Raw genomic sequence first — 24,051 nt, 5'->3', positions numbered from 1 at the left:
CCATGCTTAAGGTGCTGCTGGCAGATGATGAACGAATTATTTTACGCGGACTGCATAAGTTGATTGATTGGCAAGCCTTTGGTATGGAAATTATCGGAGAGGTGTACAGCGGAACGGAATTGCTGGAGTCCATCCAAACCCTTCGTCCTGACCTTGTTGTATCGGATATTGTGATGCCGGGGATGACAGGAATTGATGTACTAAAGCTTATAAAAAAAGAGGGTATTAGCACTTATGTTATTTTTCTGAGTGCTTTCCGTGAATTTACATACGCGCAGGAAGCGCTTGCCCTTGGAGCTGTCGATTATTTGGTAAAGCCGGTTGATCAAACGAAGCTGGAGAACGCGATTATGAAGGCACTTGCGATGGTTAAAGAGGTGTCTCATTCGGAACACAGGCTTAGTCGACTTGCCGAATTGGAGCAGCAGCAAAGTAAAACACAGGAGAAAGAGCTGCTTGAGCTTCTGATTGAAGGCGAGCGGGTTGAACTGACGACGAGGGCTCTGAAAGAGTACATTGGCGAACAGGTTGATGTGTTGTATTCAGTGCTGTTGATCGAGCAAGAGGATATATTGATCAATCAGGGCAATTGGGAAGAAAGTGGCTGGAAGCTGCTCCAATTTGCGATACAGAATGTAATTAAGGATACGATTAATGAAAGCGGTTTAGGCTGGGTGCTCGTTAGACAGAAACAGATATGCGCCATATTTTCCTTGAATGAAGGGAGTGATCCCTTAAGCGCTATTTCATGTATTCATGAACGGCTTTCTGCTTATTTGAAAATAAGCGTTACGCTCGGATTGAGCACAGGCTCTCGTCTTGAGCAATTGTATGATAGATATACGGAGGCAGAGACGGCAATTGGCTTTCGGTTCTTTCTCGGCTCGCGTTCCTACATTAGCTACGAGCAAATACCACAGCCGCCAGAGAACAGTGGACGCCCACGGGACGCCATTGAGAAAGATATGGTGCAGGCCATTACCAACTCGACGCCTTCCCAAGCTACGAGGCTATGCGAGGAGTGGGTTAAAGCAGTAAGTGGAGAAGCATGGGGGAACCGGGAAATGGTGGTCCATTGCGCGTATGCGCTGCTTCATGTACTTGCCCATCAGGTTTCTGAGCTAGGCTGTGAGACAGAACTGAGAGATGAGCAAGAGCTGACACAACGTTTATGGAGCTTTCATACATGCGAAGAACTAGGGGGATTTGTTCATGAAGAGATTGTATCTCTAATGCTGCTTGTTGGCCCTAAAGGAGATCATAAGGAAGTTACGCAGCTTGATGGAGTAAAAAAATATATTGCAGAGCATTACAAAGAAGAGATTAAGCTGGAATCGATGGCTGCACTAGTGTATATGAATCCTTCCTATTTCAGTACATTTTTCAAGAAACAGACGGGCAAAAACTTCAAGCAATATTTAACTGAATTAAGAATGAAGGAAGGACATCGGCTGCTGATGCAAACGGATTTAATGGTCTATGAGGTAGCAGAGGCGGTAGGCTATAATAACCCCCGGCACTTTAGCGATATGTTCAGGAAGCATTATGGTAAGCTTCCTAATGACTACAGGCAGAGTTAAATGGCAAATGAGGTGAAAAGTAATGCTGACAGGTTGTTATAAAGTGATGGTCTTCCTTGTTGCGAGTTTGCTGCTGCTAGGAGGATGCAGCTTCGGGCTTCAGAATAACGTTACGCCTCCGAATAAGGAGCAACTTCCCAGCTCCAACCAGGTACAGCTTTCCTTTGTATATGCAGGAGGCGATCCTACCATCAAAGCGGCGATTGCGAATGCAGTGGAAGGCTTTATGCTTGAGAACCCGGGAATTACGATCTTACAGGACTCCTCAGGTTCAGGCTCCTATACGGATTATCTGCAAATGAAAGATGTTGTGGGAGAGTTTCCGGATATGATGGAGATGCGCGATACGCAGTGGTACGTAGATGCGGGAAGGCTTGCCGAGCTGCCGGAGGAGCTGACGGCTCTCATAGATACGCCGGCTGAAGTAGGGGGCAAGCATTATACGCTTCCAATGACTGGCCCAGCTCCTTCCGGTTTTCTATATAATAAAGATATTTTCGAGCAGGCAAACATTACTTCCCCACCAAGAACGTGGGAGGAGTTTCTGAAGGCCTGCGAGAAAATTAAACAGCTGGGCTTTACTCCGCTCGTCATTGGTGGTAAAGACCTCGGACACTTTAACCAACTGTTGAATAAGCTGCTTATGGATAATGTATATGCCGATGACCAGAATTGGAACAGCAAGCGGACGGCTGGCACGGCAAGCTTTACAGATGCTGGAGTTATGCAAGCCATGCATGATTTCGCCGAGCTGTTCAAGAAAGGTTATGTGAATACGGATTGGGCGGCAACCTCAGAGAACCAAACCATTACCGTACTGCTGTCGCGTAAAGCAGCGATTCTATATGGCGGTTCTCACATGATTAATCCGATCATAGCCGCAGATACTTATTTCAAGATTGGATATTTTGTTCCGAGGGATCGTAAGGGCAGGCTAGTGCTAAATACGTTGCCTGGTCAGGCTGGGCTAGCTCTTTCGGCTGAAGCGGCTAAGGACCCGAACAAGCTGGAGGCTTTCTCACACTTTATTAAGTACTTTTATAAAATGGAAAATTATGCCGAGTTTCTGGGAGGCAGCGCTCTGCCTGCTACCAAATACCAGATGGAGCAGCAATATACAAAGCCTATGGAGTTGGTATTGGAAACTGCTGCGGAGAAACATATTCCAAGCAGGCAGTTGAACGACTTTTGGGGTATGAATACGATGCCCCCGACATTTGGCGATTGGTTCTACAGCTTGGTCAAGGAGTCTTTGTTGACGGGAAAGCCTACTATATATGAAGTCATGCAAAAGGCGGATAAAGAGTGGGATCGACTGATAGCGGAACGAAATGAGTCTGGTACCCTCTTAGAATTTCCATAATTGATATTCATCATAAGCATTTTCGTTTTAATATTAAATCGGTCTAGAAATATGATGAGGTTAATACGCTAGCTGCTCTTTATTGAAATAGTACAGCCTGTAGTTGTTTAATGCTTTTGTAAGCAAAGATCATCTCTTATTGCATTTTTCCATAGTTCTTCACTATAACTTCAACCTTGCAATTGACTTTGATTTGTGGATATTCTGTCTTCCAGTCCAGGCTATTCCATGCTGCGAAGCTCATACTATTCCGAACATATTGACCTAATCCTAGGCTGTCGACGCTTCTCTTTTGAATATAATTGATGAGCTTTTCGGCCTTGGAGGTAATATCAGTGGACATTCGTCGCTCCAACTGTTTGCGGTCTGTGGGAATACTAAGCTTTAAATTTCCGATATATTCGAGAACGGATCCTTCAATGTTGAGATGAATATCAATTTGGCAATGGTTATTTTGGCAGTTAGATACTTTTACTTTTCGGGAACTGATGATTGAGCTAAGCATGACAATTTCCTGACGAAGTCTGCTCTCATTGTTGTCCGCATGACCAGCTTCCTTTTCCAATTTTAGACTAATCTCTCCTTGTCTTAAACTACCTCTGAGAAAAGCAAAAATCAAAGCGTCTTCCGAATTTATCTTGGCTATGAACTTGTCATCCTTAAACAGAGCAATGCCATCAGTTGTCAGGCTGCTTCCCAAACTTTTAATCATAGGCGCCACAGGATCGATTCCATCATCATAATAATCCCTTACAAAGCTTAACAACGTTGTTCGGGGCACTGAATTGTCGTTTTCCTCTTTCTCCATTAATTTGTCAATATATTTACCAGTTCGCGGGTGTTGAGAGAAGTTTTTCTGCAGGATTTGCCCTGCGTGACCATTGACAATGATTAATTTCAAATGCGGACCAATTGCCGGATCACGAACAAGTGTGTCAGTAAATTCGGCAAGGCCCTGTTTTGCTAAAGACAGACCGAACAAGACGTTACGCAATTGACCACTAACTAATTGGAGATCCGACTGCCTTGAAAGCTTAATGCGTGCTTCTTTGCTTCCAGATGCCACTGTAGTGAGAACTTCACGATCTGTTATTGATTTAGGGTCTGCTTTTGGTACCGATAAAGTAACTTCTACCTGTTCCTCAGGCGCTAGATCATAGCTCATAGTCTGAGTGAAACCCTGTCTCTCCAAGATATGCTGATCCTGGCAGCCTGTAATGACAACGATAAGTAGCATGTACAATAGGTTTCTTGTCCATTTATTCATGTGTATGTGCCTTCCTTGTACTCGACAACAATATGATAACAATTAGTAAGAGCGGTAAACCGAAAGAGACCGCAATTTCTATATAGGTTAAGAAATGCAGCCAGCTTTGTACTTGAGACATTACATCGGGGATAAAAGCAACGATAAAGGCAGCTACAATTAGGAATACAGCAGACCATTTGACGGGCACTTTTGGTATAACTCGTTGCAAACTCTCATTGGCAGCCCATACATACATGACAAAAGTGATGATTGTAGAGAATAGGACAAAAGTATAAAATAAGTTCTCCAACCTTTCAACGAAAGGCAGCTCAATGTAAGCGAGCAGATCAATAACGGGGAGGAACGTTTCAGCAAGCATGGCATAGCCAAAGAAACCAAAGCTGATCAAGCTGACTGCTGCGTAATTAATAGTGGTAATCATTAATCCCGATTGAATCGCGAGTGGTAATCGGGTATTTTTATTCACATAAGGAAATAGGAGTAAGGAGAGTTCATACCCTAGAAAGGCAGAATAGATCTGTAAGAATCCATTTAAGGAATCATGTCCACCCTTAAGAACAAACGGAGTTATTCTCACCCATTCGAAATCCGAGAAGAAATAAATGAGCAAGAAGGACAACCAAATTACCAGCCCAAAGAAAATGGTTGAGGCTTTTCCAATATTATAAATCCCTTTAGTCAGGAGAAGTAAAGCCAGCACGTCGAATACGGCTTTGAATATCATAGGATTGGTCGTAGGAAAAGCCAACATTTGAAAAATGAGCATATATTGCTTGGCCACAAGACATCCAATCATTGTCCACAGGGCGGAAAGTCCACAATAGAGTGGGATGAGCAGTGCTTTAGGGATGCTTGTTTCCAGAATATCAAAGATAGAACGGCCTTTGCCTAGGCGATATACACTCGAAATAAGGAATATGTTGAAGGAGCAAAGCAGAAAAATTGGTAGAAGGATAAGCCATCCATTTGTGCCGAAATACTTGGCCTCCATCTGCGGAATGCTAAATACGACGATTCCGGATTGTGTCATATAGATCAAAATCGCTGTATGGAATTTGGACAACTTTTCCTGCAAGATTCATTACCTCCTCATTCGATTTCTTATTTTGTTAGGGGTTTTGGACTGGCTTGGACGTTCTCTAATCATACTGAAAGGGGCCCTAATAAAGACATCCAGCCAATCCTTGGGTTTATATGGAGCAATCGGGGTGACGTATGAAGTTCCCAAGCTTGTCAGTCCGCTTAAGTGAATCACAATATACGAAATACCAAATGCGATCCCCATATTTCCCCATATTCCAGCTAATAAAATCAATCCAAACCGAATTAATCGAAATGAAGCGCTCATGATATAGCTGGGAATGACAAAGGATGAAATAGCGGAGGCAGCAACGGAAATAATCAAAATATTGCTCGTGAGCCCAGCTGATACGGCTGCCTGTCCAATAACAATACCACCAACGATACCGATGGTTTGTCCGATCTTGGTTGGCAAACGCGCTCCTGCTTCCCTTAGCAGTTCGATGGTTGTCTCCATTAGCAAGGCCTCTAACACCGGGGGGAAAGGGACGCGACTTCTTGACTCAGCAAGTGTAATTAACAAATTTTCAGGTATCATTTCATATTGAAAGGTAGTAATCGAGACATATAAAGAGGTAAATGAAATCGTAATGATGAATGCGATAAAGCGCAGAAGCCTTGTAGCAGTTCCGAGCATCCAGCGCTGATAATAATCGTCCGATGACGAGAAAAATTCAAAGAAGGAAGTAGGCGCGCTAAACATAGACGGGCTACCATCCATCATACCAACAATCCTGCCAGCAACGAGTTTAGAGGCAATGGCATCGGGACGCTCTGATGTAAGAAACTGAGGGAAGATCGAATAGGGGTCATCATCAATATATTGGATCACCATATTGATGTCATATACGGCATCGATTTCGATTTTTTCAATCCTTTTCGTTATTAACTGTACAAGCTCCATATTAACCAGATCTTTGATGTAGAGGACGTAAATGTTGGAATTAGTTACTTCGCCTACAGGTAGCTTGACTACTTTAAGATGTGAACTCTTTACTCTTCTACGAATTAGCGACAGATTTGTACTCGCGACTTCATTAAATGATTCATGAGGACCTGTGATAACGGTTTCCGTTTCGGATTGATCAATTGCTCGTGATATATCAGAAGAAACATCGATAAAGTAGGCCATATCACCGTATAGCATGACTGCATTGCCCGCTAATATACCTTCTACCGTCTCTTTTGAATTATTTGTTCGAATGAAATTAGAATGTTGCAGAAGTGTATAAAGATCTTCATTGGTATGCAGATAGTGCATAAGTTCAGATGCAAGCCTCGTCTCGTCGATCATATGTCCAAAAAAAAGGACGTCTATACGTTTGGCTGCATAAGTATGGTGGATAAAATCAGCGCAGTCACTGAACTCATTGAGTAAGTGAGGAAGTGTGATTTCTGTTTGATTATGATCCTGTTCATTTCTATTTTGATCGTCATGCTGCTCATTATTAGAATTGGAAAAGGAGTGAAGAAGTAACTTAAGGAGTCCTTTCAATATCATCACCTTCGATCAAATTATTTTGTAATGGGGCCAGCTGATAGAGTAATAACATGCGTTTAGTTTGAAAACTTATCATGAATTTGAGCTTTTTCCTTTATTTCATCGTGAGTATTATTACCAGAATGAGGACATTTATTTACTCTTATCTAAATTCTGTAGTATTCATCATGTGGGGTACACGGTTAGTCAGAGCCAGAGGTCATCTGGACGATTATGGTGAGCGGTGCCGCCTTGATCCTTCCTGTTCGTCTGGCGGCAACTGTTGTTAATCGTAAGATTTGAATCCGGTATGGGCATGTAGTGATTTTGGGGCAGTTGGAATTACAGGTTCAGGACGGACCTCCCCACCCATATTTATACTTTTGCATTCTTATTGAGTGCAAAACACTCTTTTAACAGGCTAGGCTATGTTCAGAAACAAAAGTGGTATGTCCATATCCTTAGCGAAAAGGGGTTTTAATTGAAATAATCAAATGACTTGAAATAATCTATGTAATAGAAGGCGTTATGCCATTAGAGGCCTATTTTATTTTTATAAAGTTATTACCGCAGGTTCTTATTTAGCATTGAAATTTCTTCTTATTAAAGCGACTGTATAGAACGTAAGTGAAATACGAACAAAGACACACTAGCCACCAAATTGAGTAATGAATAGTAACAAAAACCCAGTAGTGTTGAAAATGAGTGCCAAAGAATTTGAGAGACTCACTATGTCGATGAGAGAAAGAGTCTGTAAAAGAAATTTGTAAACTCGCGAATCAATTAAAATGGAAATAGAAAAATTTGAGGGTGAGCATAGGGGATTATGGAAGATACAGCAGCAGCTATATTGATTTTTAAGTTTTCAACTGTAGAGGAAATGAATGGAAATTACTTAAATGGGTATTTACTTCAGCTATTAACAGCCTCATACGTACGGTAGTGTAAGGCTTGGGGGCTAGCTGCCCCCTGTTACTCAATTATGCACCTTCTCGGTCACGATCACGATCAGTTGCACGACTTCTCATACCTGCTAATCCAAGAAGACCTAGAAGACCAAGCCAACCCCAATTAGAACCACGATTGTCTGCTGTTGCATTTGTTCTATAGTTGTTAGCGTTCATAGATGTATTGTAATTATTGGTTCGGTAATTTTAAGTATCATCTGTATTTAATATTCGATTAGTGTCTTTAGTGACGCGATTGACATCGTAACGAAGCTCCTGTCCTGGTGTATTAGCGGCACTTTCTGCTGATACTGAAATTGAGTTAAACATCATTAAACAACTGATAAGGCCAATTACTAAGATTTTCATTTGATTACCTCGCTCTGTTTTATTTTTAATACAATCGTATATTTTGTAGTTAAGTTTAAATTTATACTCAATATACTTAAGAAGTAAATTGGTAGTAAAACAAATCCTTTCCACGTTTTTTAATCTGAAGCTGCATTATTTCTTTTCCAGATTAACCATGCTTAAATACACATCGATACAATGACTTAGCACACTGAAATATGAAAAATAACCTTTACCTCAGAAAGAAGTAAAGGCAACAAACTAGAATTCATTAAATTTCGATAATGATTGGCAAAACCATGGGCCGCCTTTTCGTTTTTGTATAGAGGAACTTGCTTGTGGATTCTTTAATACGATGCTTTAAAATCGATTATTTTCCATCATTACCATTCTCTTGTAGCTCAGCAATAGTTTTCAGCACAAGACGACTAACTTCGCCTAAGAAAGCTTCGGATTCTCTGACGTAAACAAAACCACGGCTTATAATATCGGGTCCGGAGAGAATGGTTCCTTCAATACGACTAAGCGATCCTCAGCGAGATGTTTTCTGTCGCGCAATACAATGTTTCCGATGTCACCAATACCAAAACCATCGACAAGCGTATTACCGGTAGTAACTTTTCGTGATTGTTGTACACCATTTTCTGATAGGTCAAGAACATCACCGTTATTCAATATAAATATATTGTCCTTCTCTACTCCTACTGATTCAGCAAGCAATCGATGCTGATATAACATGCGATTTTCTCCGTGGATAGGGATGAAATACGTTGGTTTCATTAATGTCAGCATTAGCTTAAGTTCTTCTTGGCTTCCGTGACCGGACACATGCATCCCTGTGGATACACCTGACCCTTGAATGACGTGTGCACCAAGCATGTAAAGATGATCTAGCATATTTGCTACATTCTTTTCATTTCCAGGAATTGGTGATGACGAGGATAACCGTATCAACAGCTAAGATTTCAGTATGAGGGTACGTGGAACTGGCTAAACGAGAAAGTGCAGCAAGTGGTTTACCCTGACTGCCGGTACACAGTACAGCAACTATTTCTCTAGAGAGCAGATTTGCCTCTTTCGCTTCAATTAACATGCCTTTGGGAATATGGATATAACCAAGTTCCTGAGCAATAGTTACTACATTGATCATACTGCGTCCAAGCAGTAGAAGCTTGCGGTTGGTTAGAGTGGCAGCATCTACAACCTGCTGCAAACGATTAATATTGGAGGCGAACGTTGACAAAAATATTTTATGCTTTGCTTTTTGAAAAGCATCAGTAACTTTTTCGCCAACCAATTGTTCAGAAGGAGTAAAGCCTGGTCGTTCTGCGTTCGTGCTCTCAGATAACAAAACCAGCACTCCTGATTCACCGATTTTTGCCATTTTGTGAATGTCAGGGAATTGTTTATTTGAAGGGGATAAATCGAATTTAAAGTCTCCGGTATGAACGACAGTACCTTCCGGAGTCTTTAATACGATCCCAATGCTATCAGGAATGCTATGGTTTGTCCGGAAAAAAGAAAGCTGAAAGCTTCTTCCCAACTGAATTAATGAGTCTGATTTAACTTCATGAAATATATTTCCTTTGAGTCGATGTTCTTTTAATTTTCCTTTGATTAATCCGAGTGTCAACTTAGTTCCATAACAGGAATATTTAGCTGTCTCAAAATATAAGGAATTCCGCCGATATGATCTTCATGACCATGCGTAATTACTAATGCGCGTACTTTTTCTTGATTTTCAATTAAAAGGTATATTTCCGTCAATTTTCTGATTTCATGCAAATTTGCTTCGAGCAAAATTGTTTTAGGCCATCCCAATTTCCCCACATACAACCTTTACAAAGGTTTGGCTGCTTCGGTTTAAAAATTATTTCCTTTTTCAAAATATCACTCCTATTATTAATATTCTCGAATAATATTTCCTTTCGAATCTTTAATATTCATTATTAGTGAGTCTGATATACTTCAGAACGGATTTAGAATACAACAGAAGCATATTACTATCTGCTACGGTAAGCTAAGTGAGATTTTATACACAATTATAAATATACATTAAGAAACTAGCTGTACTTATGGGCAAGTATCTTTACATATATTGAAATGTAAAACATAAAGAGAGGAGACTTCAACTTGGATAATCAAGTACGCTTTTATAAGCCATTTGTAAGTCCACACGATCCTTGTCCACCGATTTTGGTAAAGAGCTACAGCACACCACCACAATTATTTATTCCATTTCAGCCCGCAAATCTACCCCAATTCACTCCAATCGAAGCCTTGAAATATGGTACTCTTTGGCCTGCATTATACAGTCCATATAACCCGAAAAGTATTAAATAGAAAGAAGGGAACTGGTTATGACTAATGTTTTAAACGAGGAATATTATGAGCTTTTGCATGAGCTACAGGCTGTTGATTTTGTTTTAGTGGAGCTGAACTTATATTTGGATACGCATCCTGAGGATATGAATTCAATTCAGCGATACAATCAATATGCACAATTAAGGCAGAAAATCGCTCATCATTATGAATTAAAATATGGTCCTTTAAAACATTTTGGGCAGAGCTTAACCGGTACTCCTTGGACTTGGAATTTAACGCCCTGGCCATGGCAGGTTTAATCAAAGCGATTTGCTAAAATCTTCTTTTATGGGAGGAAAGTTCATATGTGGGTGTATGAGAAAAAATTGCAATATCCCGTTCGCGTTAGTAAATGTGATCCTTTAATGGCCAAATTTTTAATGGAACAGTATGGAGGTGCAGACGGTGAACTGGCAGCAGCATTGCGTTATTTGAATCAGCGCTACACGATACCGGATAAAGTAATAGGTCTTCTTACAGACATAGGAACAGAGGAATTTGCTCACCTAGAGATGATCGCCACCATGATCTACAAGCTGACAAAGGATGCCACGCCGGAGCAATTGAAAAAAGCCGGGCTTGGCGCACATTACGTTGCCCATGACAGCGCTCTGTTCTATGAGAACGCAGGCGGCGTTCCGTGGACGGCTGCGTATATTCAAGCCAAAGGCGATCCGATCGCGGATCTGTATGAGGATATTGCAGCGGAGGAGAAAGCTCGCGCTACATATCAGTGGTTGATTGACCTGACAGACGATGTGGATTTGCAGGACAGCTTGAAGTTCCTGCGGGAGCGCGAGATCGTGCATTCGCTGCGGTTTCGGGAAGCGGTGGAAATACTTAAGGAAAAACGGGATGAGAAGATCTTTTATTAGAAGGAACCTCTCGACCGAGTGCACTAAAAATAAAGTTGTATTGCTACTAGGGATAAAGGGCGAAGCCTAACAAAAGGCACCAAGGACAAGCGAAAAAGATTCAAGGAAACGCAGCGAATGTACAATATTTTGTTCACGAAGGAGCTTCAAGCTGTCCTACAACTCCACGTTATACTTTAAAAAGCGCTTTAGTACAATGTAAGTTCTATACGGGTCATTGCCCTTTAAACATTATCTTTGAGGAGCCTACAGATCATAGTATTTGCAGGGTTTCTTGTATATGGAGAGGGCAAGTTGCCCTCCATTCATTATTTCTCACTCTTTGCTCGGTCAAATGCTCACCATCATGGCGAGAACAGATTTACTGCATAGGCGATATTACGAAAAGCCTAAATTACTCGCGGCTAAAAAGGGGCGAACTGTGGTAGCCTGTTCGTAATCTTCGTATGTGATTAATTAAACTCCGTTTTTAGCAACTTCCGAGTATGAATGTACACCTGATCGACAAGGACGTATAACGTAGTAACTAAATATACTGACAAGCCTCAGTAATAAAGCAACTGCTGCCAAATGAAAAAAATGAATCGTACGTACCATCCACGAAAGTTAAAAATTTTCTCGGTATTATGCCACATCGCGTAGCTAGCTTTTGAAAAGGTCGCTAATCGAGATAGTGGGACTAGCCCCCTCAGAGTACTTCTTTTGATCATCAGACCATATGTGCCGTACTGGTTAGTGGTGGAGTAATCATTTTAGCTATGTTATCAAAGGCTGTTAACCAATCGGTTGTAATGATGCTTCCGATATAACCGTCTGGTCGTATCAACACTAACGTGTCGCAGGAAATGCCATAGATACTTGCTAGTTTGCCAGTTGTGTCATGGAGGCAATTTTCGTCCGCTTGATTCCCTGTGACTACGGAATAGCTACGCAATTGCGCCCCGCTGGTTGGCCAGGTCAATTCAGAGAGAGCCAAGGAAGCATTGGTACCGAAGGCCAGCAGGGTGAAATGTGGCCCTTGGAGCACATCGAACAGACGTTGTACCCCATCGGATCCTGTGCAGGTTGCGTCTGGCGCTCGGTCTCCTGCCTTCAGAGTCTTAGTGGCCGGAGTATCGATGTGGGCAAGTGGCCCAGCGTAGTAAGAGATTAAGAGCTGTCGCTCCTCGTCTCCACGCTTAAGGCTGGAAAGACGATGCTTGTCGAGACCAGAGTATAGCTCGCTTGACTTGCCAAGGACGCGTGCAGCGATAGGCTGCCGTTCGGCCTGGTAGCTGTCGAGAAGACAGTCGGGTGCGCCCGCGATGACCTGACCGAGTTTCCAGCCGAGATTGTAAGCGTCTTGTACACCGGTGTTGAGCCCCTGCGCGCCGGCCGGAGTATGGACGTGTGCGGCATCGCCAATTAGAAAGACGCCGCCTACACGGTAGTTCTCGACGAGCCGGACATTAGGCCGAAACACCGACGTCCAGGTAATGTCATGGAGATGATAACCTGTAAGCGTCTTGAACTGGTCGGCCATGGCAGCTTCATCGAGATCAGATGATTCGTCTGCATTCAGACGAATCATGACTTGGAACTGGTTGGAGTTGGGCAGTGGGCAGGCTCCGACCGACTTCCCGTATGTGCGCGGCCACATATGCCATCGGTTGCGTGATAATTCGTCAATCGTGCCGTCGATAATGAGCGTTCGATCAGAGTTATCGGTTTCTCCTACGAACCGTATACCAGCGGCCTTACGGATGGTGCTCGAGCCGCCGTCGGCTCCAATCAGATATCTGCTGGTGACTGTTTCCCCTGAAGAGAGTGTCGCCGTTACTCCATAGGCATCCTGTTCGAAACTAACTAATGCGGTGTCAAACTCAATACGGAGGCCGAGGCGAACGAGCAAGCGGTGCAAGATGGCATCAGTGCGGTGCTGAGCTATCAGAAGAATATTCGGATAAGGTACGGCAGGCATAACTTTGCTTTGCTTCTGCATCCGCCAAGGTATGGTGATAGGGCCGAGGTGGAAGCCAGCGAGAGGGTAGGGGCCGCCTTCCGCGAAAGCCTCGCCCAGGACGCCGAGATCTTCAAATACCTCCTGTGTGCGTGGTTGTAGACCCTTGGCACGGGAGCCTTTGAATGCGTGCGGTGCCTTGTCGACTAGCCGTACTCGAAGTCCACGCCTTAGTAGGTCTGCCGCTAATGTGGAACCGGAAGGGCCGGCTCCGACGATGAGTACATCAATGTCGTGTTGTTTTGTCATGTAAATCGACCTCCAATGGTATTGAATATAATGACTACTTTTTTTGAATATTGTTTCTGAGAAATAAAAAGTTTCCTTGAAACTATAATGAATGATATTATTCTATGTGTCAATATTGTTTCTAGGAAACTTTAGTTGCAGCTTTTCCTTTGGTATACTGATATCAAATCAACAATTGGAGGGGAATTAATTATCTATCATTCAAAGGAAAAGCAGAATAAAGATGATTTGATCAAGGAATTTCTGGGAACAGCAAATGAAATACAGCGTAGATTTCAAACGGAAGATGATGAAGAGAAAAAATGGATGATCGAGAATAGTCCTAATCTTGTTATTGCAGAAATGATGAAAGAAATGACCGTTTTGAGTCTTCATGTGCTGGATGCGATTGGCAAGCTTGAGCCTGTAAACGGGAATACGATCTCAAAGAAATTTGGCATTCCCAAAGGAAGTGTCTCTAAAATTACAAGAAAACTGGTTGATCGACAATTCATCATTATTGAACATCTGCCGGATAACAAAAAAGAAATTCTGTTTCGCACTACCTCGTTGGGCAAAGAGATTTATCATTTGCATGCAGCGTTACATAATCAAATTGAAAGCAATATGAATAGATTCTTGCAGCGTTATAAAGAAGATGATTTGAGACTTATTGTAAGTTCACTTGGGGAAATTGTTCGTACATCATGGATTTATCCGAACACAATTTCTGAATCAAGCGCACTTAGTCAGAAGAATTCACTCATAAGCGAAGAGATAGAAACGAACATAAATCTTGGTTCGTTATTTGTGAATGAGGAAATAAACGATATTATAGTGATGCTCGGTAAGTTGGATTCACGAAGCTTAAAGAAGGCGAAAACGATTCTTAACGATGTTTTTTTTACCGTTTATGAGGAATAGAAATACGAAAATTAAATCAAATATTTACTTAATGAGCGACGTTCATTATAAACAAAAAAACAATCATCAAGAATATCACTTACCAACAATGCCAACTGTTCGTTTGGCATTGTTTTATTCAACAGGTTGATTAAATTATTTTCAATAACTATTTTTTATACGAAAAATTACTTTGATGTTCCTGGTCCCGCACAACCGACAGTGGATATTGATATTACACATCCTGATGGTACAAAGACTTTAAAGTCTTTTTGACAAGCTAAAGGGACGGTAATCAACGCAAAAAAAGACATTTGTGATACTGGCGTCCTGATACAGGACATTGGTTTTATGGTGATTAGGATGAACAATTTTTTGTATGGTTCGTCGCTCAGCCTGCTTCGGCTATCGAAGCTAATTTAACCATTGGGAACCAAACAACGAAACTTAAAGGAATGGGCTATCATGACCATAACTGGTGAAATATTGGCATGAATAAGGTCTTTATGATCGCAAAAGATGGTGAAATCTTAACCGATGACCAGTCCATTACCCAGATTACCAGGGAAGACACATTTGAACATCCTACGACCAAAAAAATTATAGATAACCACCTAATTTATAAACAACTGGTCTCCAATTCGGAAACTTATATGATTGAATTTATTAGAAAAAGAGGTATCATCTTGATAAGTGTTTTGGGTAAAGTTGCGCCACTTAAAGCCTCCATCGCAAAATTATTAGGTGCCAATCCATCGTATACCCGTATCCTTGGTGAAGTTCGTTTGACTCATGACAAAGAGGGAGTAAAGACTGTATATTTACATGAAGGATTTTGGGGACAAATGTTTTTTGGTAACAATAAAAATTCTATTATTAATCACAACTAAAAATCTATAGGTTCAGGACAGGACTCTCCACTCCTATCCAAATCCTATAGTGCTCATCATGAGTACGTGCCACCTTTTGGGTGGTTTTTTTTGCTTATTAATTGCCTATCCCTTAAAGGATAAGGTATAAGGATTCATAATACGAACAGCAGAATAGTTTCAATAGGTGCTAAAAATAAATAACCAATAAGGCTAGCTAAGTATCTTTCCAGAGGTGATACAAAATAATGAGCTTAAACCCTTATGAGGTAAAAACAAATGAGGATATTCTTCATTTTGTAACTGCAATCTCCTTAAAGATGGCTAAAGTGCTATGCCCCGTGACTACCCCATCGAACCGGAGTCGCTCGTTTTTGTGCACAGCGCAAAATAAACACTATACAGGAATACTAATGGGAGATGGTAGAATTATGGAGAGAATCTAAACGTCAGGTGATACGCTCAATAACTTTTACCGCTCTAATCTTTCCACGTCATCATCATGTAAAGCTGCTCGACGCTTTAGGAGTTCATATGTCTCGTTCCACTCGTCAGGGTATCTTGTCCTTTGAATTCGCTTATTCAGCTTTCCAAGGGCATGTTCTACTCTATTTCTAAATTGTTCCCATACCATCTTAGCTTTGTAATAGTCATTGTTATGACCAGTAGCATTCACTACGTCATAATAGAGTTTATCTTTTCTGGAAATCTCCATACTGATTTCATCAACTTTGAATAGAATTTCTTTGTTGAGTTTGGCATCATTCTCCATAGTTGCGATCATTTCTGCCATAATAGAAAGTATATTATGATTTTTTTGATTGGAGTAATTGATACTATCAGTGATTTGGATAGTCATGGATTTTCCCCTCCTAGTAACGGGAATAGTATTATAAGGTGCTGTTACCATTTTGGTTTTATATCATACTATTCGTTAGAAGGGGCTTTTTTTAGTCACTTAGCAAGTGATAAAGAATGAAATCATTTTTTCCCAGAGGCAGTAAAGAAAGCAACACGATGCGGGACGAAGGATATGGGTATGGATCGTAACGATAGCTTAATGATTTTTCTACGTCGTGATTCAAATTAATCCATACGTGTATCCAAATAAAGTATGTTAAAATATGGACTAAAGTTATTCGTTATTGGTGCTTTTGTGAAAACGAAGAACCTTGGTCTTGAAGATAGAAACGTTCTACTACGTATAATGGAGAGAACATTCTGAGGCTGCGCAATGTTCAAGGCGGCTTCATTCAAAGGTGGACTGTAACCCAATGAAGCAGAAGATAGAATATGATCATCTCATTCCGATTAATGCGTATCTTTGGTGTCCAAAACCGTATCCGCAGCCTCTTCATTTCCATTCTAGCTTGGAAATTGGTTATTGCCTGGGAGGGCGGGGGCAATTTATTTTTGAAAATAAGCTTTATGAGGTTCGCAAAGGCGATGTCTTCATTGTCAATAATACAGAGCTTCATATTGCCCAATCCGCGCTGCATGATCCAAGCCAATATATTTTTTTGAATTTTGATCCCAGTCTCTTTCTCGCGGAGGATGAAAAATTATTGCTTCCATTTGCCTATCGATCGGAGAGATTTGAGAATCATATTGCAGCGGGAACACCGCTTTCGCAGCAAATCGGTCTGCTTATTCAACAGATACATGATGAGCTTAACGCAAAAGCGGAGGGTTATCTAACCATTACTCGATGCAAATTGCTAGAGCTTGGTGTCATTTTGCTTCGCCATTACAGAAGTGCATTTAGCAATGAGCAATGGAGGAAAATGTACAATTCGAAGCGCGAGATTGAGGAAATGATTTTTTTTATGAAAGAACGGTTTCAAGGGCCCCTGCAGCTAACCGATGTTGCTGAGCATCTGGGTTGGAGTACCGCACGGACAAGCCGATTTGTGAAGGAGCATACAGGCATGAGCTTTAATGCTTATGTGACACAGCTGCGGATTGGAGAGGCTAAGAAGCAGCTTGTCACAAACCTTGATAGTATTGCAGATATTAGTTTTTCCAGCGGGTTTCAGAGCATGGCGTCCTTCTATCGAGCCTTTAGCGCTGTTGTCGGCATATCACCGCAAGATTACCGAAAACAATTTGGCGTTAAGCAATTATTTTGAGAAATGTAAAAGAAATTGAGAAGATTCACGAAAGCCAAATCCGTATAATCAGCTTAAAATCTGACAAAAAAGGTGGTTGTACGATGGCTGGCTGGGAACGATTGAAGGACATTGTTTACTTGGAAATCATACAAAGGGGAGAAGAGGGCTGCGATGTAAGCGGATTTCAAGAAAAGTGGGCCGCAGCTGGTGATGATGAACAGAAGCTAATGACAGTATATCAGCAGTTGATGGAGCTTGCGATTAGTGCAGATTTCCCGTACATAGAGCCCTCAGATTTGCCAGGTATTCTTTCTGCGAGGCCTGAAGGCCCAAGGCAACTAACGGTAGATAAATCTGAATCGGAATGGCTTAACCAATTTCAAGGTGCGTGGCTCGGTCGAAGTATAGGGTGTGCCTTAGGGAAGCCACTTGAAAACCGTCAATTTATGGATGGAAGCGCAGGTAGAGCGGGCTGGAAAAATATCGAGCTATGGTTCAAAGGGGCAGATGCTTGGCCGATTCAAGGCTATACCCCGGGGAGCTCACGGGCATCTGCTGAGTACGATTTGAAAGTAAACGACTGGTGCCAGAAGAGCTGGAAAGAGCAGATTCAGTATATGGAATCCGATGATGATATTCGTTATACTGTGTTAGGCTTAATTCTGCTAGAGGAAAAGGGATTGGAGTTTGATTCTTGGGATATTGGCAAGCTGTGGCATAAATATTTAACCTATCAGCAGGTGTGCACAGCGGAGACGCAGGCCTATTTGAATTTCGCTCACGTAACCTCCCATATACAAGGTGAGAAAACAGAGGACTGGCCACAGAAAAGTGAATGGGTGCGTACCTGGTTAAATCCGTATCGGGAGTGGATTGGAGCACAGATTAGAGCCGATGGTTTTGCTTACGGTGCGGCGGGAAATCCAGAGCTGGCAGCTGAATTTGCTTGGCGGGATGCTTCCTTTTCCCATGTGAAGAACGGTATTTATGGGGAGATGTTTGTGGCTGCTATGATTGCAGCGGCTTTTAACGAAACTAATAATGAACGTATCGTAGAAATTGGACTTAGCGAAATACCGAAGGATTGTCGTTTGGCTCATGATATTCGCAAAGCGGTAGAAATTGCGCATACAGCTGTGGATCAATTGGATTTGGTCGATCGGATCTGGGAATCGTTCAAGCACTATCATTGTGTCCATACGAACAATAATGCCGCTTTAGTTGCAGCTGCACTCATTTTCGCTAAGGATGATTTTGAACTCGCTATTACGACAGCTGTGTTAGGCGGTTGGGATACCGATTGCAATGGAGCAACTGTTGGCTCGATCCTAGGTGCAAAGCTAGGAGCGGATAAGCTTCCAGCACCGTGGGTCGAACCGCTTCACGATACGCTATACGCAGAAGTGACTGGATTTCATCCGATTGCGATTTCAGAATGCGCCAACCGCAGCTATGAGGTATTTAAGAAGATTTCTGCCGATTATGCTGCTGGAAAGAAGCTTTCATAGATTCATGCATAGTGGTCGAAGACTAGCTCAAGTGGGCTGGTCTTTTTTTATTGGTCACACTGCTCAGCCTACAAAATCACAAATTTCAAAGACATTTGATCATTGTTGCTTTCTCGGGAAATCCCTTATATTAATCTGGCATCTCATTCTAAATGAAACGATTCATAAGGGGGGGAGGTTAACGAAGGCAACAAATTTTTAAAAGCGCTTACATTAGAGTGTTTTAAAAAACTCAAACGAATGCAGGAGGTATGAAAGATGAGAAAAAAGATAAGATCAAAGCTTGCGGGAATATTGATTGCAGCCCTTGTGCTTCCCCTTGGCAGTACCTTAGGTCATGCACCAGCAGTTAGCGCAGCCCCCATTGTAGCAGATATCAATTGGCGGCCAATTGATACAACCATGGTCGTAGCACCGGGCAGTGCAATGGATTTGTCCCATTTGAATGCCGAGCCAGCGGGCACGTATGGTAACGTACAAATCGATGAGTACGGTGATTATTATTTTGAGGATGATCCCGAAACGAAAGTAAAGTTCTATGGCGGAAATTTGAATGGCAGTTATATGGTCGATCCAACGAGAGCGGAAATGGTCGTCATGGCAGACCGGATCGCTGCAATGGGCTACAATGTGGTGCGCTATTCGTCCATAGACCAAAATTATGATTGGGCCAAAGGACTCATGCAGCCGCTCACTTCCACGACGGTGACCTTGAATACGTACAAACTTGATAATTTTGATTATTTTAACGCCTTGCTGAAGTCGCGCGGCGTGTACATTGATCTGGATATCATGTCCTTTGCTAATTTTAAAGATGTGCCTAGCATAGGTGAAAGTGTGTACGGCACAACTGCGTCCAAGTATTTGGCTACACTCCTTCCGGATGGGAAAGCGATCTGGAAATCTTTTGCTAATCAGCTGTTTAACCATGTGAATCCGTATACCGGCTATGCTTTAAAGGATGAGCCCCAAGTTATGGGCGTGTCTCCTATAAACGAAGTGATTCTCTACAATGCGAATTTCTCAAACCCCAATTTTAATGCTTGGGTGCTTGCTGATTTCAATCTTTTTTTGGCTGGCAAAGGAAAATCGTCAATCACTACATTTCCCAACAGTTTTTGGGGAGAACCTTCCAGCCTTCGAGATGATCTCGCTGAGTATTTCACAGAGAAGCAGTTTGCAACTTATGGTGAAATGATGTCGTATCTTAAGGACACGATTGGAGTGAAAGCGCCGATTGGCGGCATCAATTATATCAATGATTCCTTAGCAAATTATTGGCGGACGCAGGCTGATGTACATGAAACACATCTCTACAACGGTATTGTTGATGGCAGAGGGGCAAGCTTCAAATACAATCCGTTGACCCATCCGCGTTATAGCATGATTTTTGCTCCGGAATCGAACGCGAACTATGCACCACAATTTGGATCGTTTATTTTCAAAAATTATGTACCGGCACTTGCACTGGGCCAACTGTATAACAAGCCGTTTGCGTTGACAGAATTCAATCATGAATTTCCCAATAAAGGCCGAGACGACATTGGCTTGATGACGGCAGCGACCGGTGCGTATCAAGGATGGGATATGCTGAACCGATTTCATTATGTGAGCCGAGTTAATGAAGCCATTAATGAAACGCCGCAAGGAGGAACGACCTCATTTGACTCCTTGACCGATGTGATTGCGACTATGTCCGAGTATCAGGGTACGCTTGTATTCAGGCAAGCCCATCTCACGCCAGCGGATGCGAAATTTGTAATTGTGAGGGATAAAACCTATGTGAAGACACATGCCTCCGCTACGGAAAATGAATCTCCCGAAAGGAATCGAAATTACATTCCTCATCTATTCAAAATGGTAACAGTCTATGCCGATCATCCAGCAGAGCCTTATGCCATCTATAAGATTACCCCTGAACTTACGGACGAGCAGATTGCAAGCGGTGATATTCCTGCAGCCAACAAGATTACGATTACGAACAGTATGACGCTGAAGGAAGTAGCAGAAACCTTTATCCATGCAATTGATGATATCGGTCTTAAAACCAGTATGTTAACGAACTTAAATAATAACAAGCTAGTTTCCGATACGGGCGAACTCCTCTTTGACCTTAACTTGAACACCTATTTCATCAACACACCTTACGTGGTGGCCGCAGCAGGGACGTTGGATAACAACAGCTATGAGCTTGGTCCTGTTACGATGTCAGCGAATCTGCCGAAAGGAACCTTATCTGTAGCCTCATTAGATAACGAACCGCTGGATGAAAGTGATAGAATGCTGATCATCTATACAACTGACGCTGCAGCGACTGGTGAATATGAAGTAACGGTTAGCGGTTCGACCTATTATCATCGCGGAACAGCACCGACGCTCGCTAAGTATGGCACTGCGGAAGTTCAACTCCAGACCACTCGACCCGCGGGAGACTACAAAGCCTATAAGCTATCGATGAATGGCGTAAGATTGCAGGAAATTCCAACAACAGTGCTTGGCGATACGATTACAGTTCCAATGGAGACCGACAAGGGTTATGGCTTTGAACTTGTGTATGCGCCGCTAATCGGTACCGATGTGACGGCCCCTACATCCCCAGCCAATGTTACAGCTGTTTCTCCATTCTCAACGAAGGTGGATCTATCCTGGGACAAATCTACAGACAACGCTGGTGTGTCAGGATATAAAATCTATCGCAATGGCATTGAATATGCGTCAGTGAATGGGAATGTGCACAAGTATACAGATAATGGAGTAAATGCATTAACGACATACAACTACGTGATCAAAGCGATTGATCCATCTGGAAATTATTCATCTGCGAGCAGTACAGTATCGGTGACCACCTCGGATATCATCTTTTATGAAGGTTTCGAGAGTGGGAGTACAGCGTGGACAGTAGCGAGTTCCTGGGGCAGTTACAGCATCGTTACAGACGGAGGCTTGAGTGCCTATCGGGCTGACAATTTCACCAAAGGCGGTTCCAAATCCACAGCCGGGGATACCAATTGGCAAAATTATAGCGTAGAAGCTAAAGTGAAGGCGAACAGCTGGAGTGGTACTGTTGGCCGTATGGGGCTGGTTGCCAGATTTAGTGATAATCATAATTATTTTTATGTGTATTATGACGATCATGCAGGGCGACTCATTCTCAGAAAGACTGTGGACGGCGTTGAAAGCAGCCTTGCGAATGTTTCATTATCTCTGAGTACTGGCGTTCAGCATTTGTTCAAGCTCGAAGTTAACGGAACCGCCATTAAGGCGTATGTTAATGGACAGCTCAAAATTGATGTTACCGAGAGTGCGTTGCCAACAGGGAAAATTGGTGTATATACACATTTTGCGCAGGCCGATTTTGATGATGTTTTTGTTAGAGCGATTCTCTAGGAGAATGTAGCCACCTTACAAAATCGCAAATGATACAAGACACGACAGCATTGTTGTTTGTCCGCTGGAAACGTAACATTAAGGTCAAGGAGCAAGGATGGATCGTAGCTACGACCTCACATCCTGCTATCTAATGTGAATTGCTGGAGGGACAAAAGATATGCAGACTTCGAATACCAACACACAATTACCAGCGGACAAACGTCCGAAGCTGAAACGATCCATTATTGACTGCGACATTCATCAGGGAACGGGGCTGGATGCAATAAAGCCTTATTTGCCGCGAGCGTATCAAGAGCTTGTGAAGCAATACGGTCCTGCGCTGCCGGGAGGCATGCACTTTAATGGAGGTGTCGGCGGCCGAATGGCTGACGCGTATCCCGAAGGCGGCGGGAATGCAGGAAGTGATCTGGAATTGATGCAAAAGCAGCATCTTGATCGCTACAATGTCGAGTATGGCATTCTCACTGGAGAGGGCTATGCTGTGCATGCGATTCCCAATTATGATTACGCTGCTGCCATGTGCCGGGCGATTAATGAATATACAATCGAACATTGGCTATCGCGAGATAGCAGGCTGAGAGGCTCCGTATTTATCTCGAAGCAAGCGCCAAGCCTTGCAGCGCAAGAAATTGATCGGGTCGGTGGCCGATCGGATATGGTTCAGGTTATTGTTTCCAGTGGCTCTTCCATACCTTATGGAAACAGGCATTATGATCCCATCTATGAAGCGTGCGTCCGTCATAATCTTCCCTTCACCATCCATGTTGGATTAGAAGGAGAAGGTATTAATAGCCCGCACACAGGGGCAGGGTATGTCACTCACTATATTGAGCAAAGATGTGCACGTCCCGCGGTAATGGGTGCGCATTTGGCAAGCTTTATCTTCGATGGGGTGTTTGAGCGATTCCCAACATTGAAGGTCGTCTTACAGGAAGCTGGCGTATTGTGGCTCGCCCCATTTCTATGGAAGCTCGACCAAGAATGGAAAGGGCTGCGGGTGCAGACACCTTGGGTTCGCAAGAAGCCTAGCGAATATTTCCGAGAGCATGTTCGCGTGACCACACAGCCGTTCGAGGAGACACCAAATCGTCAGATCTTTGATCATTTATTAGAAAGCATTTATGCCAAGGAAACGCTCATGTTTTGCAGTGATTATCCGCATTGGGATTATGATTCACCGAGTCAAGCATTGCCGAAACTGGAGCAGGAGCTATGGGACAGCATCTACTACCAGAATGCAGCTAAGCTATATGGCTTGCCTCCTCGCAAAGCGGAGGAAACAAAATGAAGCCAAGCTCGCAGCACATCGTAGGGACGGTAGGTGAGATTCCTCCTGGCACTCATAAGATTGTTGAGGTCGGGGGACGCAGTGTCGGCATCTATAATATCAACGGAGCCTTTCATGCCCTGCGAAATATTTGCCCGCATCAGGGAGCGGAGCTGTGTAAAGGAATAGTCAGTGCCTACGTTACTTCCGATGGACCAGGTGATTTTCAGTTCGATAGAGAGGGTGAAATCGTACGTTGCCCTTGGCATCAGTGGGAGTTCGATATCCCTACAGGCTGCATGATCACGGATGCGGTGATGCGCACCAAAACGTATGAAGTCACGGTGGAGAAGTTCGGTGTCTCCATTGATAACGATCTTATTTTAATTCATATGTAAGACAATGAAGACCTCTCTCAGATGGGCCAGTAGCAGCTGCCAAAGAGAGAGGTTTTTATTTCGCTTAT

Annotated in this window: 17 protein-coding genes and 2 pseudogenes; 12 read left to right on the top strand and 7 right to left on the bottom strand. The window is 42.7% G+C overall.

Going from position 1 to position 24,051, the window contains the following annotated elements:
- Positions 1–2: 2 nt before the first annotated feature.
- Both FJQ58_RS31910 and FJQ58_RS31905 read left to right on the top strand, forming a co-directional pair.
- Positions 3–1,580 carry a response regulator gene (locus tag FJQ58_RS31910; protein ID WP_139999877.1) on the top strand — a complete coding sequence of 526 codons (1,578 nt, stop codon included), beginning with the start codon at positions 3–5 and terminating at the stop codon, positions 1,578–1,580.
- Between the two features lie 22 nt (positions 1,581–1,602).
- On the top strand, positions 1,603–2,943 hold the full coding sequence (locus tag FJQ58_RS31905; protein WP_139999875.1) for an ABC transporter substrate-binding protein: 1,341 nt from the start codon (positions 1,603–1,605) through the stop codon (positions 2,941–2,943).
- A 136-nt stretch (positions 2,944–3,079) separates the two neighbouring features.
- On the opposite strand, the gene FJQ58_RS31900 is transcribed toward FJQ58_RS31905, so the two are convergent.
- From FJQ58_RS31900 to FJQ58_RS31885, 5 genes and pseudogenes are all read right to left on the bottom strand, one after another.
- Positions 3,080–4,210, bottom strand: a complete 1,131-nt coding sequence (locus tag FJQ58_RS31900) for a Ger(x)C family spore germination protein (RefSeq protein WP_139999873.1) — start codon at positions 4,208–4,210, stop codon at positions 3,080–3,082.
- Complete coding sequence (locus tag FJQ58_RS31895; RefSeq protein WP_139999871.1) at positions 4,203–5,288, bottom strand: GerAB/ArcD/ProY family transporter; 1,086 nt, start codon at positions 5,286–5,288, stop codon at positions 4,203–4,205. The genes FJQ58_RS31900 and FJQ58_RS31895 overlap by 8 nt, the downstream gene beginning before the upstream one ends.
- 6 nt (positions 5,289–5,294) lie before the next feature.
- Positions 5,295–6,794 carry a spore germination protein gene (locus FJQ58_RS31890; protein ID WP_139999869.1) on the bottom strand — a complete coding sequence of 500 codons (1,500 nt, stop codon included), beginning with the start codon at positions 6,792–6,794 and terminating at the stop codon, positions 5,295–5,297.
- A gap of 959 nt (positions 6,795–7,753) precedes the next feature.
- Positions 7,754–7,906: pseudogene (locus FJQ58_RS32475) on the bottom strand (WGxxGxxG family protein); the annotation flags it as partial.
- Positions 7,907–8,342: 436 nt separating this feature from the next.
- Positions 8,343–9,838: pseudogene (locus tag FJQ58_RS31885) on the bottom strand (ribonuclease J); the annotation flags it as partial.
- A gap of 366 nt (positions 9,839–10,204) precedes the next feature.
- Here FJQ58_RS31885 and FJQ58_RS31880 point away from each other — a divergent pair.
- Genes FJQ58_RS31880 through FJQ58_RS31870 form a run of 3 tightly spaced genes read left to right on the top strand, consistent with a single transcriptional unit; the run spans position 10,205 to position 11,310 of the window.
- Positions 10,205–10,414 (top strand): spore coat associated protein CotJA, encoded by a 210-nt coding sequence (locus FJQ58_RS31880; RefSeq protein ID WP_139999867.1) that lies wholly within the window; start codon positions 10,205–10,207, stop codon positions 10,412–10,414.
- A gap of 17 nt (positions 10,415–10,431) precedes the next feature.
- On the top strand, positions 10,432–10,695 hold the full coding sequence (locus tag FJQ58_RS31875; RefSeq protein WP_139999865.1) for a spore coat protein CotJB: 264 nt from the start codon (positions 10,432–10,434) through the stop codon (positions 10,693–10,695).
- Positions 10,696–10,740: 45 nt separating this feature from the next.
- Positions 10,741–11,310 (top strand): manganese catalase family protein, encoded by a 570-nt coding sequence (locus FJQ58_RS31870; RefSeq protein WP_139997396.1) that lies wholly within the window; start codon positions 10,741–10,743, stop codon positions 11,308–11,310.
- Positions 11,311–12,019: 709 nt separating this feature from the next.
- Here the strand turns inward: FJQ58_RS31870 and FJQ58_RS31865 are convergent.
- Positions 12,020–13,558 (bottom strand): FAD-dependent monooxygenase, encoded by a 1,539-nt coding sequence (locus tag FJQ58_RS31865; RefSeq protein WP_139999863.1) that lies wholly within the window; start codon positions 13,556–13,558, stop codon positions 12,020–12,022.
- A gap of 135 nt (positions 13,559–13,693) precedes the next feature.
- Here FJQ58_RS31865 and FJQ58_RS31860 point away from each other — a divergent pair, with 135 nt between their 5' ends.
- Together FJQ58_RS31860 and FJQ58_RS31855 are read left to right on the top strand one after the other, a co-directional pair.
- Entirely contained in the window at positions 13,694–14,461 is a 768-nt protein-coding gene (locus tag FJQ58_RS31860; protein WP_238404417.1) for a MarR family transcriptional regulator, read from the top strand.
- A 470-nt stretch (positions 14,462–14,931) separates the two neighbouring features.
- Positions 14,932–15,330 (top strand): hypothetical protein, encoded by a 399-nt coding sequence (locus FJQ58_RS31855; protein WP_139999861.1) that lies wholly within the window; start codon positions 14,932–14,934, stop codon positions 15,328–15,330.
- Positions 15,331–15,781: 451 nt separating this feature from the next.
- Here FJQ58_RS31855 and FJQ58_RS31850 read toward each other — a convergent pair whose 3' ends face one another.
- The gene (locus FJQ58_RS31850) at positions 15,782–16,168 is read right to left on the bottom strand and encodes a hypothetical protein (protein ID WP_139999859.1); all 387 of its coding nucleotides are present in this window, start codon (positions 16,166–16,168) and stop codon (positions 15,782–15,784) included.
- A 415-nt stretch (positions 16,169–16,583) separates the two neighbouring features.
- Here FJQ58_RS31850 and FJQ58_RS31845 point away from each other — a divergent pair, with 415 nt between their 5' ends.
- From FJQ58_RS31845 to FJQ58_RS31825, 5 genes are all read left to right on the top strand, one after another.
- On the top strand, positions 16,584–17,438 hold the full coding sequence (locus FJQ58_RS31845; RefSeq protein ID WP_139999857.1) for an AraC family transcriptional regulator: 855 nt from the start codon (positions 16,584–16,586) through the stop codon (positions 17,436–17,438).
- An 83-nt stretch (positions 17,439–17,521) separates the two neighbouring features.
- Positions 17,522–18,928, top strand: a complete 1,407-nt coding sequence (locus tag FJQ58_RS31840; RefSeq protein ID WP_139999855.1) for an ADP-ribosylglycohydrolase family protein — start codon at positions 17,522–17,524, stop codon at positions 18,926–18,928.
- A gap of 258 nt (positions 18,929–19,186) precedes the next feature.
- Positions 19,187–22,315 (top strand): fibronectin type III domain-containing protein, encoded by a 3,129-nt coding sequence (locus FJQ58_RS31835; RefSeq protein WP_139999853.1) that lies wholly within the window; start codon positions 19,187–19,189, stop codon positions 22,313–22,315.
- A 160-nt stretch (positions 22,316–22,475) separates the two neighbouring features.
- Positions 22,476–23,606 carry an amidohydrolase family protein gene (locus FJQ58_RS31830; RefSeq protein WP_139999851.1) on the top strand — a complete coding sequence of 377 codons (1,131 nt, stop codon included), beginning with the start codon at positions 22,476–22,478 and terminating at the stop codon, positions 23,604–23,606.
- Positions 23,603–23,983 (top strand): Rieske (2Fe-2S) protein, encoded by a 381-nt coding sequence (locus FJQ58_RS31825; RefSeq protein ID WP_139999849.1) that lies wholly within the window; start codon positions 23,603–23,605, stop codon positions 23,981–23,983. The genes FJQ58_RS31830 and FJQ58_RS31825 overlap by 4 nt, the downstream gene beginning before the upstream one ends.
- Positions 23,984–24,051: the final 68 nt, after the last annotated feature.

It is taken from the genome of Paenibacillus paridis (assembly GCF_006345825.1).
Classification (GTDB): Bacteria; Bacillota; Bacilli; order Paenibacillales; family Paenibacillaceae; genus Pristimantibacillus; species Pristimantibacillus paridis.
Note: the sequence above shows the minus strand (reverse complement) of the source record. Positions and strands in the feature narration are given on the sequence as shown.

What these genes read in the sequence shown, in the direction of transcription:
- FJQ58_RS31905 (WP_139999875.1), top strand. Translation starts at nt 1,603, where the DNA reads ATGCTGACAGGTTGTTATAAAGTGATGGTCTTCCTTGTTGCGAGTTTG.
- FJQ58_RS31890 (WP_139999869.1), bottom strand. Translation starts at nt 6,794, where the DNA reads ATGATATTGAAAGGACTCCTTAAGTTACTTCTTCACTCCTTTTCCAAT.
- FJQ58_RS31850 (WP_139999859.1), bottom strand. Translation starts at nt 16,168, where the DNA reads ATGACTATCCAAATCACTGATAGTATCAATTACTCCAATCAAAAAAAT.
- FJQ58_RS31825 (WP_139999849.1), top strand. Translation starts at nt 23,603, where the DNA reads ATGAAGCCAAGCTCGCAGCACATCGTAGGGACGGTAGGTGAGATTCCT.
- FJQ58_RS31865 (WP_139999863.1), bottom strand. Translation starts at nt 13,558, where the DNA reads ATGACAAAACAACACGACATTGATGTACTCATCGTCGGAGCCGGCCCT.
- FJQ58_RS31870 (WP_139997396.1), top strand. Translation starts at nt 10,741, where the DNA reads ATGTGGGTGTATGAGAAAAAATTGCAATATCCCGTTCGCGTTAGTAAA.
- FJQ58_RS31840 (WP_139999855.1), top strand. Translation starts at nt 17,522, where the DNA reads ATGGCTGGCTGGGAACGATTGAAGGACATTGTTTACTTGGAAATCATA.
- FJQ58_RS31845 (WP_139999857.1), top strand. Translation starts at nt 16,584, where the DNA reads ATGAAGCAGAAGATAGAATATGATCATCTCATTCCGATTAATGCGTAT.
- FJQ58_RS31900 (WP_139999873.1), bottom strand. Translation starts at nt 4,210, where the DNA reads ATGAATAAATGGACAAGAAACCTATTGTACATGCTACTTATCGTTGTC.
- FJQ58_RS31910 (WP_139999877.1), top strand. Translation starts at nt 3, where the DNA reads ATGCTTAAGGTGCTGCTGGCAGATGATGAACGAATTATTTTACGCGGA.
- FJQ58_RS31835 (WP_139999853.1), top strand. Translation starts at nt 19,187, where the DNA reads ATGAGAAAAAAGATAAGATCAAAGCTTGCGGGAATATTGATTGCAGCC.
- FJQ58_RS31830 (WP_139999851.1), top strand. Translation starts at nt 22,476, where the DNA reads ATGCAGACTTCGAATACCAACACACAATTACCAGCGGACAAACGTCCG.
- FJQ58_RS31855 (WP_139999861.1), top strand. Translation starts at nt 14,932, where the DNA reads ATGAATAAGGTCTTTATGATCGCAAAAGATGGTGAAATCTTAACCGAT.
- FJQ58_RS31875 (WP_139999865.1), top strand. Translation starts at nt 10,432, where the DNA reads ATGACTAATGTTTTAAACGAGGAATATTATGAGCTTTTGCATGAGCTA.